Consider the following 12,566-nt stretch of genomic DNA (forward strand, 5'->3'; position numbering starts at 1 on the left):
CCGCCGCCCGCGCTTTGCGGAGTGTCGAAGGCTGGTAACGCTTGCTCGCGAACTGCGCACGTTCCTAAACTTTTGCGCAAAAGAGTCCACTGCGGCTCTTGGCAGCGCCGGCAGCTTGCGCTTTCAATGTCGGCTACGGTGTTTTACGAGGAGCATTAGATGACGGAAGATGACGACCGGAAATCGGCGACGCCGGAGGAAATCCGCCCGGCCATCAGAGGATGGGCGGTGCTTGGGGCAATTATCGTTGCCGTGTTTGGTGCGGCCTACGTCATGATCGATAGTTGAATGGCCGACGGTCCTGGTCGCCCCGATGGACTGCCTGAAACGATCGGCACGGTCCTGGGTGCATTGGTGGTGATCGGCACGTTCGGGCTTCTGGTTTGGACCGTGCTTCGCGGCGTCCTTTATTAAACCCGGCCCGTCTGGACTTTCTCCTGCAGCGGCCGCGTCTCAGTCCGATCTCCTCGCAGCAACGGATGGTCTTGGCCGCAGGCCAGAGCGCCGGGCAGCGTAACCGACATTCACGGTGATGTCCTCGTCTCCTGGTTCTTGTTCCTGGCCCATTGATTTTGCAACATAATCCTGCGGGGGCTGTTGCCGAAATGCCATAGTCGCTGGCTTACCGGCACGCAAGCCCAAGGATATAGGCATCGCCCGCTTGGCAAGCAAAGCAAATGCCAGCATGAATGAAGATGAAAAAGCGGCCGACTCGAGCCGCTGTTGTTTGGGCAGGCATCGGACCTTTTCATGCGCATGAAGTCACTTGCAATCGTCGCGGCCCTAGCGCTGTCGACGGCTGTCGCCGGTTGCAGCACCATCGGCTCGCAGATCTTCACCAACAACTACGGCGCGGTGACCGACGCCGGCTATCATTTGCCGCGCGTTCCGATCGAAAAGGTGCCGTTCAAATACCGCCGGCAGATCGTCGACTACGACACCAAGGAAAAGCCGGGCACCATTATCGTCGATACGCAGAACAAGTTCCTCTATTTCGTCATGGGCGACGGCGAAGCGATGCGCTACGGCATCGGCGTCGGCCGTGAGGGTTTCGAATGGCACGGCACCGCCCATATCGCGCTGAAGCGCGAATGGCCGACCTGGACACCGCCTTCGCAGATGATCAAGCGCCAGCCGGAGTTGGCCAAGTTTGCCGGTGGCATGGAGCCGGGGTTGAAGAACCCGCTCGGCGCGCGCGCTATGTACCTGTTCAACAAGGGTGGCGACATGGGTTATCGCCTGCATGGCAGCCCGGAATGGAATTCGATCGGCAAAGCGATGTCGTCGGGCTGCATCCGGCTGATGAACCAGGACATTATCGACCTCTACGACCGCACCTCGGTCGGCGCCAAGGTCATTGTGATATAAAACCCTTATACGCGGACCGTCTAGGCAACAACACAGACGTCGCAAACAGAAAACCGGGCACTTTGGCCCGGTTTTTTGTTGTCTATCGATGTTGACTATGGAACGTCGCGTCAGGAGACCTGTTCGACATGCTGCACTTCCGGCACAAAGTGCCGGAGCAGGTTCTGGATGCCGTGCTTCAGCGTCGCCGTCGACGACGGGCAGCCGGCGCAGGCGCCCTTCATGTGCAGGAACACGGTGCCGTTCTCGAAGCCGCGGAAGGTGATGTCGCCGCCATCCTGGGCCACCGCCGGGCGCACCCGCGTGTCGAGCAGCTCCTTGATGGTGACGACCAGCTCCTCGTCGGCCTTGTCGTAGAATTCGCCGGTCTGGCTGGTCTCGGCGGCGGGGCCGGCCCTGGCCATCACCGGGGCGCCGGACATGAAGTGCTCCATGATGGCGCCGAGGATAGCCGGCTTCAGATGCTGCCAGTCGGGGCCGTCCTTGGTCACGGTGACGAAATCATAGCCGAAGAAGACGCCGGTGACGCCGGGGATTTCGAACAGCCGGCCGGCCAGCGGCGAAGCCGTCGCGGCGCTATCGGCATCGCGGAAATCGGCGGTGCCTTCTTGCAGCACTTCCTTGCCGGGCAGGAATTTCAGCGTCGCCGGATTTGGCGTCGACTCGGTCTGGATGAACATGGCCGTCTCCGTGCCCGTTTCGGGCAGCTAGTTTGGAATAATTCTAATTAGGCTTTATCCGCCCGACATTCAAGCGAAAGGCAATCGCCGGCGGTAGCGGCAGGCGGAATGTTTTACCCCTGCCTTGAGCGAGGCGCGCTCAGGCGAGGCTGTCGATCTCCTCGTCCGACAGGTTCTGCGGCACCACCGTGACGGGAATCGGAAAGGCGGCGCCCTTGCCGGCGACCGCGCCGACCAGCGGCCCTGGGCCTTCCTTGCCGGCGCCTGCCGCCAGCACCAGGATGGCGATGTCCTGGTCTTCCTCGATCAGCTTGTGGATCTCTTCGGTCGGCTTGCCTTCGCGCACCACCAGTTCCGGCTCGATGCCGAGCTTCTGGCGCACCTTGTTGGCGTAGCTGTCGAGTGCGGCACGCGCCGTGGCGGTCGCCTCCTCGCGCATGATCTTCTCGACGCCCAGCCAGTGCTGAAAATCATCCGGCTCGATGACATAAAGCAGCACCAGTACGCCGCCCGTGCTTTGCGCCCGCTTCGAGGCGTAGGCGACGGCGCGCTCGCATTCGGGCGTGTCGTCGATGATCGCCAGGAACTTGCGGCGATGACCGGCTTCGCGGCTGAGGCGTTTGGAGACCATATTCACCCTGTTCGATGGTTTCGGTCGCAATCTGCCACCGCCACAGCCCGCCCGCAAGCGACCGGCGGCTGTGGCAATGCTGGTGCAGCTTAAAGCGCGTCGCGTTCGACCAGCGACGCGCTTCAGGTTCTTGTTTTATGCATGTCGTTATCGCAAAACCGCTGCACACTCTTGCGCGACATGCATTAGCCTCGCAGCAGGCCGATAATGTCGCGCACGGTCTTCATCGTCGCTTCGGCCAATGTGCCGGCACGCTCGCCGCCATCCCGCAGCACCGCGTCGACATAGGGGCGGTCAGCGGAGATGCGGCGCATCTCGCCGGCGATCGGCGCCAGTTTTTCCACCGCAAGGTCGGCCAGGGCCGGCTTGAACACCGAAAACTGCTGGCCGCCGAACTCTTTCAGCACCGCCTCTTTGGATATTTCTGCGAGGCCGGCATAGATGCCGACAAGATTTTCCGCTTCCGGCCGGCCGACAAGCCCGTCCAGTTCGCCGGGCAAAGCTTCCGGGTCGGTCTTGGCCTTGCGGATCTTCTTCGAGATGGCATCGGCGTCGTCGGTCAGGTTGATGCGCGACAGGTCCGACGGGTCCGACTTCGACATCTTTTTCGAACCATCGCGCAGCGACATGATGCGCGCCGCCGGGCCGCCGATGACCGGCTCGGTCAGCGGGAAATAGCCGTTCACCGTCTCTTCGCCGACCTGCATCTCGACGCCGACGCCAAGCGCTGCGATGCGGTCCGAAAAGTCGTTGTTGAACTTCTGCGCAATGTCGCGGGTCAGCTCCAGATGCTGCTTCTGGTCGTCGCCGACCGGTACGTGGGTGGCGCGGTAGACCAGGATGTCGGCGGCCATCAGGGAGGGATAGGCGAGCAGGCCGAGCGAGGCGTTCTCGCGGTCCTTGCCGGCCTTGTCCTTGAATTGGGTCATGCGGTTCATCCAACCGATGCGCGCCACGCAGTTGAAGATCCAGGCAAGCTCGGCGTGCTGCATCACCCGCGACTGGTTGAAGACGATGTGCTTGGTCGGGTCGATGCCGGAGGCGAGAAACGCCGCGGTGATCGAACGCGTCTGGTCCTGAAGGTCCTCATAGACGAGCTGCGCGGTCAGCGAATGCAGGTCGACGACGCAATAGATGCAGTCGGAAGTGTCCTGCAGGGCGACGAATTTCTTGATGGCGCCGAGATAATTGCCGAGATGCAGATTGCCGGTTGGCTGGACGCCGGAAAACACGAGCGGCTTGAAGGCGGGCTGGTTGAGGTCGGTCATAGTGTTTCCCTGGCTTGTGGAGGGCCGTTTCGCGCGCGGCGAAAGTCTTGCGACGGCGCGCTTATGGACGAGAGCGAGGAGGCGATCAAGAGGGGTATTGACTGGGCGCGCAGGCTTTGGCGTCGGCCGAGCAAGACGCCGCAGGAGGCTGTTTGAAGGGGATGACGCCGACCAGAAACAAAAACCCGCCTTGCGGCGGGTCTTCGGCGCCAATGAGCACCCATACCGAAGTTACTAGCATAGCTGCCGGCACAAAGCAAGAACAAAATAGCTCGCCTCGGCAATCGCTTCGATTTGGCTTAGGGCCACATTGACGGACTGATGTAGATAGCTACATAATATTTGCTACACAGCGGAAGCAAAACAATGACGATCAACATCAACAACAAGGAAGCGGACAGCCTGACGCGGGCTTTTGCCAGGCTTGAAGGTGTCGGGATCACCGAGGCAATCGTGATCGCCATGCGCGAAGCTCTGGAGCGCCGACGCAATCGCGAGACGCCGCTGGAGACGGCGGCACGGCTCCGGGCCGAGTTCGGTATTGAGCTGAGCGAGCAGGCGCGCAAGCCGCTGCCGCGCTCGGTCTACGACGAATTGTCCGGCGAAGACTGATGTTCATCGATGCTGCCGCTATCGTTGCCATACTGAGCAACGAGACCGAAGCCCCGCGCTGCGCGCAGGCGGTCATGAAAGCGTCGGCTCCGTTCACGTCGGCGATCGCGGTTTGGGAAGCCGCGATGGCGCTTTCGCGATCGGAAAAGCTGGCCGTACCGGTCGCCACAAGCTTCAAGATAGTCAGCCGTTTTCTCGAAGAGCGTGGAATCACCTTGCGGGAGCTTCCGCCTTCCTCTGACGCAGCATCTCTGTCAGTCGAGGCTGCGTCGCGGTTTCGCAACAACGCTGGCCGCCTCAACATGGCCGACTGTTTCCACTACGCCTGTGCGCGCTACTACGCCGTTCCGATGCTTTCGACGGCGGACGAATTCCGCTTCACGGATCTGGAGACTGTTGCTTGACCGGCTGGGAGCCCTTGCGCCCGATATTGCGGCGGATCATGCCGAAATCGGCGCCGCCGGTGGCGAAGGCGGTGACGAAGTAAAGCAGCGCCCCGCCGGCGACGAGCGCAAGCAGGGTTACCGCCTTGATCACCAGCGGCGAGCCGGAGCCGAGACTTGCGGCGAACCAGTGCTCGGCAAAATAGAGCGCCGCGGCCATCACCGCCGCCGACAGCACCAGCCGCGGGATGCGTTTCATGAGCGGCACGTCGCGGCCCCAATGGCCGCGCCGGATCAGCACGGCGAGCAGCATCGCCGCATTGACCCAGCCTGCGACAGCGGAGGCAACGGCAATGCCGGGCGCGCCCATGGTCGGAAACAGCGTCAGCGCCGTCGTAATGTTAACCGCCACCGAGATGGCGGCAAAAATCATTGGCGTGCGCGTGTCCTCGCGGGCGAAATAGCCGGGGGTGAACGCCTTGATCAGCACGAAGGCCGGCAGGCCGAGGCCGAAGATCGCCAGGATTGCCGCGACCGTCGGCGTCGAATTGTTGGCGGCAAAGGCGCCGCGCTCATAGACCAGCCGCACGATCGGCTCGGACATGACCAGCAGCGCGGCCGCCGCCGGCAAGGTCATGAAAAGCGTAAACTCGACCGAGCGGTTCTGCAGATTGGCGGCCTCGACCAGATTGCCTGATTTCAGCGCCCGCGACAGTTCCGGCAAAAGCACGATGGCGACGGCGACGCCGACGACGCCCAGCGGCAGCTGGTAGACGCGGTCGGCATAGGCCAGCGACGACACCGCGCTGTCCTGCGCCGACGCGATCGCCGTGCCGATCAGCTGGTTGATCTGGGTGATGCCGCCGGTGATCGCCGCCGGCAGCGCCAGGATCAGCAGCCGCTTGACGTTCGGCGTCATCTTCGGCCGCCGGAAGCCGATCGAAATGCCGGCATGGCGCACCGCCGCCCAGACGATCGCCAGCTGCACCAGGCCGGCCGCCAGCACGCCCCAGGCCAGGCCGAAACCAACGGTGCGGGCGTCCGAACCCTTGTACCAGGCATAGGCAAGCACGGCGATAAGGATGACGTTGAGGAACACCGGCGCCACCGCAGCGGCGAAATAGCGGCGCAGCGAATTCAGCATGCCGGCCATCATGGCGCCGAGCGACATGCAGATCAGGTAGGGGAACATGACGGTCGCCAGCGCCACCGTCGTCTCGAATTTTCCCGGCGTGTCGGCAAAGCCCGGCGCCACCAGGTATCGCACGATCAGCGGCATCGCCAGTTCCATGGCGATGGTCAGCGCCAGAAGCGCCGTGAACAAGACGCCGAACACCTCTTCGGAAAAGCGCTTGGCGCCGTCGGTGCCGTGTGTCTCGATCTCCTTGGCGAACAGTGGCACGAAGGCGGCATTGAAGGCGCCTTCGGCGAACAGCCGGCGAAAGGTGTTGGGAAACTGGAAGGCGGCGTTGAAGGCGTCGGCGATCGGCCCGGTGCCGAGTGCGGCAGCCATCAGCATCTCACGGCCGAAACCGAGGGCGCGGCTCATCAGCGTGCCGGAAGCGACCGTGGCGAATTTCTTGACAAGGCTCATGCGTTTGAAGACTGCCTGTGCGATTGGGGCAAATGGAAGGTAACCGTCACTCGGCGGCCGTTTTGGTCTTGCCGCGCTCGGACGCCGTGCCCTCGAGCACCGCGATCAGCCTGTTGCGGATGGTCGCCGTACGCGACGGGCTGTCGATCTTCTGGCCGGTGAGATCTGTGACGTAGAACGTGTCGATGACCTTTTCGCCAAAGGTTGTGATGTGGGCCGAGGCGATGTCGAGCGACAGGTCCGACAACATGCCGGTGATCTCCGACAGAAGGCCCGGCCTGTCCAGCCCCTCGACCTCGATGACCGAGAAACGGTTCGACAGCGTGTTGCGGATCTCGGCGCGTGGCGGAATACGGAAAACCTTGGCGCCGCGCCGCGGCTTGGTCCGCTTCTCGATCATTTCGGGCAGCCAGCTCTTGCCCGACAGCACGTCCTCGATCAGCCGGCCGACGCGCTCGGCACGGCGGCGCTCGTCCTCGTCAAGGTCGAACTCCCTTGAGATCAGGATGGTGTCGAGCGCCCGACCATCCGAGGTGGTGAAGATCTGCGCGTCGACGATGTTGCCGCCGGCCGCGGCACAGGCGCCGGCAATCACCGAGAGCAGGCGCGGATGGTCCTGCGCCAGCACCGTGATCTCGGTCACCGCCTCGAACTGGTGGGTTTTCACCATGGTGGCGAGCTTCTTGCCGGCGTGATCGGCCTCGCGGATGAATTCGGCATGGCGGAGTTGGTCGGGAAGATCGACCGCCAGCAGATAGTTCTCGTAGTGCTGGCCGACATAACGCTTGCGGGCCTTTTCCGGCCAGTCGGCAAGCGCCTCGGCCAGTTGTTCGCGCGCCGCCGCCGTCCGTTTGGCGCGCGACACCTCCGAAAACCCGCCGGTCAACAAAAGCTCGGTCTCGTAATAGAGCGTACGCAGCAACTGGCCCTTCCAGCCGTTCCAGACCCCAGGCCCGACGCCGCGGATATCGCAGACGGTAAGCACAAGCAGCATCTTCAGCCGTTCGACCGACTGCACGATGGCGGCAAAATCCTCGATCGTCTTGCGGTCGTTGAGATCGCGGGTCTGCGCCGTCATCGACATGACGAGGTGGTTCTCGACCAGCCAGGCGACCGTTTCGGTGTCGGCCGGCGAGAGCCCCATATGCGGGCAGATGCGCCGGGCGATCCTGGCGCCGGCTTGCGAATGGTCCTCCGGCCTGCCCTTGGCGATGTCGTGCAGCAGCACGGCGACATAGAGCGCCTCGCGGCTCTTCTTCAGCCCCGGCATCAGCGAGTGGGCGAGTGGATGGATCTTTTCCCCGTCGCCGCGCTCGATCTCGGCCAGCACCCCGATGCAGCGGATGAGGTGCTCGTCCACCGTGTAGTGGTGGTACATCGAGAACTGCATCATGGCGACGATCTTGCCAAAGTCCGGGATCAGCTTGGCAAGCAGTCCGGCCTCGTTCATGCGCCGCAGATTGAGCTCGGCGTTGCGGTCCGAGGTCAAGATATCGAGGAACAGCCGGTTGGCCTCCTCGTCGCGCCGCAGTGCCTTGCCGACGAGGCCGAGCGAACGGGTCAACAGCTTCAGCGCATCGGGGTGAAATTCCAGGCCGTGCTTGTCGGCGAACCAGAACAGCCTGAGGAGATTGACCGGATCGCGCTCGAACACCTCGTCGTCGGCAATGTTGATGCGGTGGTTGTCGACGATGAAATCGGCCGTGCCGGCGAGCTTGCGCTTGCGGCGCGAAAAGGTGAGAAAGATGCGGTTGAAGCCCGGCACATGCTTGGCCTGCTCTTCTTCCAGCGCGGCGCAGAAAATGCGGGTTAGGTCGCCGACATCCTTGGCGACGAGGAAGTAGTGCTTCATGAAGCGTTCGACCGCCGACAGGCCGGGATGGGTGGTGTAGCCCAGCCGCTCGGCAATGTCGCGCTGGATGTCGAAATGCAGCCGCTCCTCGGCCTTGCCGGTGAGGAAATGCATGTGGCAGCGCACCGCCCATAGGAAATCCTCGGCCTTCTGGAATTCCCTGTATTCGGCGTCGGTGAAGACGCCCTTGTCGACCAGTTCCTCGCCGGTGCGCACGCGGTAGAAATATTTGGCGATCCAGAACAGCGTCTGCAGGTCGCGCAGGCCGCCCTTGCCGTCCTTGACGTTGGGCTCGACCAGATAGCGGCTCTCGCCGGCCTTGGCGTGGCGCTCGTCGCGTTCGGCGAGCTTGGCCTGGACATATTCGGGGCCGGTGGTGCGCACCACCTCGTGGTCGAAGCGCTGCAAAAGCTCGTCATAGAGCTTTTGCTCGCCCCACAGGAAGCGCGCCTCCAGGATCGAGGTGCGGATGGTGATGTCGGTGCGCGACAGCCTGAGGCACTCGTCGATGTTGCGGGTGGCGTGGCCGACCTTCAGCCCGAGGTCCCACAGCATGTAGAGCATGTATTCCACGATCTGCTCGCCCCATGGCGTCTGCTTGTAGGGCAGCAGGAACAGCAGGTCGATGTCGGACCCGGGCGCCAGCGTGCCACGGCCATAGCCGCCGACGGCCACGACCGCCATGCGCTCGGCCGATGACGGGTTTTTGACGCGATAGACATGGGTGGCGGCGAAGTCGTAGAGCGCGCGGATGATCTCATCCATCAGATGCGACAGCCGGGCGGCGCAGGCGGTACCGCTGCCATCGTCCATCAGCATGCGTTCGGCGACCGTGCGGCCGTCGGCGAGCCGGCTTTTGAGAAGCTTGAGAACGCCGCTGCGCGCGGCCTTGCCGGAGCCGTCGCCTGCCGTCGCCTCGGTCAGTTCGGTCATCTCGCGGCGCAAGGCTTCGCCGTCGATCAGTTCCTCGAGCTTCAGGGATATTCTTGCCATAAATGCCGTTCGGCCTCGCCGTTTCGGCGGCGTCTATAGCGCGTTTTCGCGGCGCTGGGTATGGGGCGGACGGACGCGTTCTCCGCAGCCGTGGAACGGGACGATCGTCTCATGCCCGCGGCCGGTGCAGTTTGGGCCTGGCCACGAAAAATCGAAATCAGCCCTTGACCTTCCAGTTACTGGAAGCACTACCTCCGCCGCAACATCGAAATACAGGGGCTTTCGGCATGACGCATTCCGATCACCATCATCACGCCCATGGCAGCTGCTGCTCGGCAAAAGGCGTCTCCTCTGCTGCGGACGCCGTCGTCCGCGATCCGGTCTGCGGCATGACCGTCGATCCGGCTGCCGGCAAGCCGACGGCCGAGCACGACTGCCATCGCTATCATTTCTGCAGCGAAAGCTGCCGTTCGAAATTCGTCGCCGAACCGGAAAAATACCTGACCGCAACCGATCCCGTCTGCGGCATGAGCGTCGACCGTGCCACGGCCAAGCACTTTTTGCGGCACGAGGGCCGGGGCTTCTATTTCTGCTCGGCCGCTTGCCAAGCGAAGTTCGAAGCCGAGCCGGCAAAATATCTCGGCGACAGGCCGGCGCCGCAGCCGATGCCCAAGGGCACGCAATACACCTGCCCGATGCATCCCGAAATCATCCGCGACAAGCCCGGCTCCTGCCCGATCTGCGGCATGGCGCTGGAACCGATGGGCGTGCCGACCGGCGACGAGGGACCTAACCCCGAACTGGTCGACTTCACCAGGCGCTTTTGGGTGAGCGCGGTGCTGTCCGTGCCGTTGCTGCTCATCGCCATGGCGCCGATGCTCGGCCTGACGTTTCAGGCCTTCATCGACGACCGCGCGAAGGTCTGGCTGGAGCTGGCGCTGGCCAGCCCGGTGGTGCTGTGGGCGGCATTCCCGTTCTTCCACCGCGGCTGGGACTCGGTCCTCAACCGCAGCCCCAATATGTGGACGCTGATTTCGCTCGGCGTCGGTGCCGCCTATCTCTACAGCGTCGTCGCCACGCTGTTTCCAGGCCTCTTTCCGCACCAGTTCCGCGGCCATGACGGCACCGTGCCGGTCTATTTCGAGGCGGCGGCGGTGATCGTTGCGCTGGTGTTCCTCGGCCAGGTGCTGGAATTGCGCGCCCGCGAGAAAACCGGCTCGGCGATCCGCGCGCTGCTCGACCTGGCGCCGAAGACGGCGCGGCAGATCGGCGCGGACGGTTCCGAAAACGACGTGCCGCTCGATACGGTCAAGGCCGGCGACCGCCTGCGCATCCGCCCCGGTGACGCCGTGCCGGTCGACGGCACTGTGCTCGAAGGGCGCTCTTCCATCGATGAATCGATGATCACAGGCGAACCGCTGCCGGTCGAAAAGACCGAAGGCGACAACCTCACCGGCGGCACGCTGAACAGGAACGGTTCGCTGATCATGCGCGCCGAAAGGATCGGTGCCGAGACGACGCTGGCGCGCATCGTCGAGCTGGTCGCCAAGGCGCAGCGTTCGCGCGCGCCGATCCAGGGGTTGGCCGACCGCGTCTCGTTCTACTTCGTCCCGGCCGTCGTGCTGGTCGCAATCATAGCGTTCGTCGCCTGGGCGATCGTCGGACCGGAACCCAGCCTGGTGTTTGCCATCGTCTCGGCGGTCTCGGTGCTGATCATCGCCTGTCCGTGTGCGCTCGGCCTTGCCACGCCAATGTCGATCATGACCGCCACCGGGCGCGGCGCGCATGCCGGCGTGCTGATCAAGGAAGCGGCGGCGCTCGAACGCTTTGCCTCGGTCGACACGCTGATCGTCGACAAGACGGGAACGCTGACCGAAGGCCGGCCGCGGCTGACCGACGTCATCGCGGTCGAAGGCATGGCGCAAGACGATCTGCTGGCGCTCGCCGCCGGGCTGGAAAAAGGCTCGGAGCATTCGCTGGCCGAGGCGATCGTCGACGGCGCCCGCGAACGCGGCGTGAAGGTCCCCGACGCGAGCGGTTTCGAGGCCGTCACCGGCAAGGGCGTTTCCGGCACGGTCTCGGGGCAGAAGGTGGCGCTCGGCAATGCCGCGATGATGGCCGATCTCGGCATCGACACGGCGGCGGTCCTGGCCAGCGCCGAGGCGCTGCAGGCCGACGGCAAGACCGCGATGTTCGTTGCTGTCGGCAACCGGCTCGCCGGCCTCGTCGCCGTCGCCGACCCGATCAAGGCGACCACCGCCGAGGCGATCAAGGCACTGCATTACAGCGGGCTGAAGATCGTCATGGCGACCGGCGACAACGAGCGTACTGCCAAGGCCATCGCAGCCAAGCTTGGCATCGACGAGGTGCGTGCCGGGCTCTTGCCCGAACAGAAGAACGCGCTGGTCGAGGAATTGCGCGCCGGCGGTGCCGGCGTTGCCATGGCCGGCGACGGCGTCAACGATGCGCCCGCACTTGCCGCCGCCGATGTCGGCATCGCGATGGGCACAGGCGCCGATGTTGCGGTCGAAAGTGCGGGAATTACGCTGGTCAAGGGCGATCTCAACGGCATCGTCAGGGCGAGGACGCTCGCCCGCGCGACGATCCGCAACATCCGCCAGAACCTGTTTTTCGCTTTCCTCTACAATGTGCTCGGCGTGCCGGTTGCTGCCGGCGTGCTTTATCCGCTCACCGGCACGCTGCTGTCGCCGATGCTCGCGGCGGCGGCGATGAGCCTGTCTTCGGTTTCGGTGATCGCCAACGCATTGCGGCTCAGGACGTTGAAACTCTGAGTAAAACTTCCAGATAGACCCTGTTCAAAAAAGGAGACGATGAATGACCTTGGCCAAGAAGATCGTGCTGCTGATGATGGCGGCGGGAATGCTGCTTGCTGTTTTCCTCGAAAGCGTTCCGGCACAAGCCGAGGAGATGAAGCACGACATGGGCGCAATGGGCGCGCAGAGCCCCTCGACCGAGGGCTACAAGGCGGCGATGGACAAGATGCATACCGACATGATGGGAATCGAATATTCCGGCAATGCAGATGTCGATTTCGCCCGCGGCATGATCCCGCATCACCAGGCTGCCATCGACATGGCCAAGGTCGAGCTCGCCAATGGCAAGGACCCGGAAATCCGCAAGCTGGCCGAAGCGGTGATCGCCGCGCAGCAAGCCGAGATCAAGCAGATGCAGGACTGGCTCGCCGCCCATCCGGTGAAGTAGGCGTCACGCTGTCGGGGAATCCG

12 protein-coding genes are annotated in these 12,566 nt (G+C 63.6%); 7 read left to right on the forward strand and 5 right to left on the reverse strand.

Annotated elements, in window-relative coordinates:
* The first annotated feature begins 159 nt into the window (after positions 1-159).
* The 3 genes from NKI18_RS01450 to NKI18_RS01460 all read left to right on the forward strand — a co-directional run bounded on the left by NKI18_RS01450 (position 160) and on the right by NKI18_RS01460 (position 1,368).
* The gene (locus NKI18_RS01450; protein ID WP_023676389.1) at positions 160-288 is read left to right on the forward strand and encodes a hypothetical protein; all 129 of its coding nucleotides are present in this window, start codon (positions 160-162) and stop codon (positions 286-288) included.
* The gene (locus NKI18_RS01455) at positions 289-414 is read left to right on the forward strand and encodes a hypothetical protein (RefSeq protein ID WP_352614484.1); all 126 of its coding nucleotides are present in this window, start codon (positions 289-291) and stop codon (positions 412-414) included.
* A gap of 336 nt (positions 415-750) precedes the next feature.
* On the forward strand, positions 751-1,368 hold the full coding sequence (locus NKI18_RS01460) for a L,D-transpeptidase (RefSeq protein WP_023676387.1): 618 nt from the start codon (positions 751-753) through the stop codon (positions 1,366-1,368).
* 110 nt (positions 1,369-1,478) lie between these two features.
* Here NKI18_RS01460 and NKI18_RS01465 read toward each other — a convergent pair whose 3' ends face one another.
* The 3 genes from NKI18_RS01465 to trpS form a co-directional block, all read right to left on the reverse strand.
* On the reverse strand, positions 1,479-2,048 hold the full coding sequence (locus tag NKI18_RS01465) for a NifU family protein (protein WP_352614483.1): 570 nt from the start codon (positions 2,046-2,048) through the stop codon (positions 1,479-1,481).
* A gap of 139 nt (positions 2,049-2,187) precedes the next feature.
* On the reverse strand, positions 2,188-2,679 hold the full coding sequence (locus NKI18_RS01470; RefSeq protein WP_023717912.1) for a universal stress protein: 492 nt from the start codon (positions 2,677-2,679) through the stop codon (positions 2,188-2,190).
* 185 nt (positions 2,680-2,864) lie between these two features.
* On the reverse strand, positions 2,865-3,947 hold the full coding sequence (gene trpS / locus NKI18_RS01475; RefSeq protein ID WP_352614481.1) for a tryptophan--tRNA ligase: 1,083 nt from the start codon (positions 3,945-3,947) through the stop codon (positions 2,865-2,867).
* Positions 3,948-4,313: 366 nt separating this feature from the next.
* Here trpS and NKI18_RS01480 point away from each other — a divergent pair, with 366 nt between their 5' ends.
* Entirely contained in the window at positions 4,314-4,559 is a 246-nt protein-coding gene (locus tag NKI18_RS01480; RefSeq protein ID WP_023676383.1) for a type II toxin-antitoxin system VapB family antitoxin, read from the forward strand.
* Positions 4,559-4,963 carry a type II toxin-antitoxin system VapC family toxin gene (locus NKI18_RS01485; RefSeq protein WP_352614480.1) on the forward strand — a complete coding sequence of 135 codons (405 nt, stop codon included), beginning with the start codon at positions 4,559-4,561 and terminating at the stop codon, positions 4,961-4,963. The genes NKI18_RS01480 and NKI18_RS01485 overlap by 1 nt, the downstream gene beginning before the upstream one ends.
* On the opposite strand, the gene murJ is transcribed toward NKI18_RS01485, so the two are convergent.
* Positions 4,938-6,536: a murein biosynthesis integral membrane protein MurJ gene (murJ, locus tag NKI18_RS01490; RefSeq protein ID WP_352570229.1), complete on the reverse strand. Its 1,599-nt coding sequence runs from the start codon at positions 6,534-6,536 to the stop codon at positions 4,938-4,940. The genes NKI18_RS01485 and murJ overlap by 26 nt on opposite strands.
* Positions 6,537-6,582: 46 nt before the next feature.
* On the reverse strand, positions 6,583-9,381 hold the full coding sequence (locus NKI18_RS01495; RefSeq protein WP_352591208.1) for a [protein-PII] uridylyltransferase: 2,799 nt from the start codon (positions 9,379-9,381) through the stop codon (positions 6,583-6,585).
* A 227-nt stretch (positions 9,382-9,608) separates the two neighbouring features.
* Between NKI18_RS01495 and NKI18_RS01500 the strand changes: the two genes are divergently transcribed.
* A complete protein-coding gene (locus tag NKI18_RS01500; RefSeq protein WP_352614478.1) occupies positions 9,609-12,113 on the forward strand; it encodes a heavy metal translocating P-type ATPase in 2,505 nt (834 codons plus the stop codon).
* Between the two features lie 43 nt (positions 12,114-12,156).
* Positions 12,157-12,543 (forward strand): CopM family metallochaperone, encoded by a 387-nt coding sequence (copM, locus tag NKI18_RS01505; protein ID WP_352614477.1) that lies wholly within the window; start codon positions 12,157-12,159, stop codon positions 12,541-12,543.
* Positions 12,544-12,566 lie beyond the last annotated feature (23 nt).

Origin of the sequence: Mesorhizobium sp. M0800 (assembly GCF_040320095.1) — a bacterium.
In the GTDB taxonomy this organism is placed as follows: domain Bacteria; phylum Pseudomonadota; class Alphaproteobacteria; order Rhizobiales; family Rhizobiaceae; genus Mesorhizobium.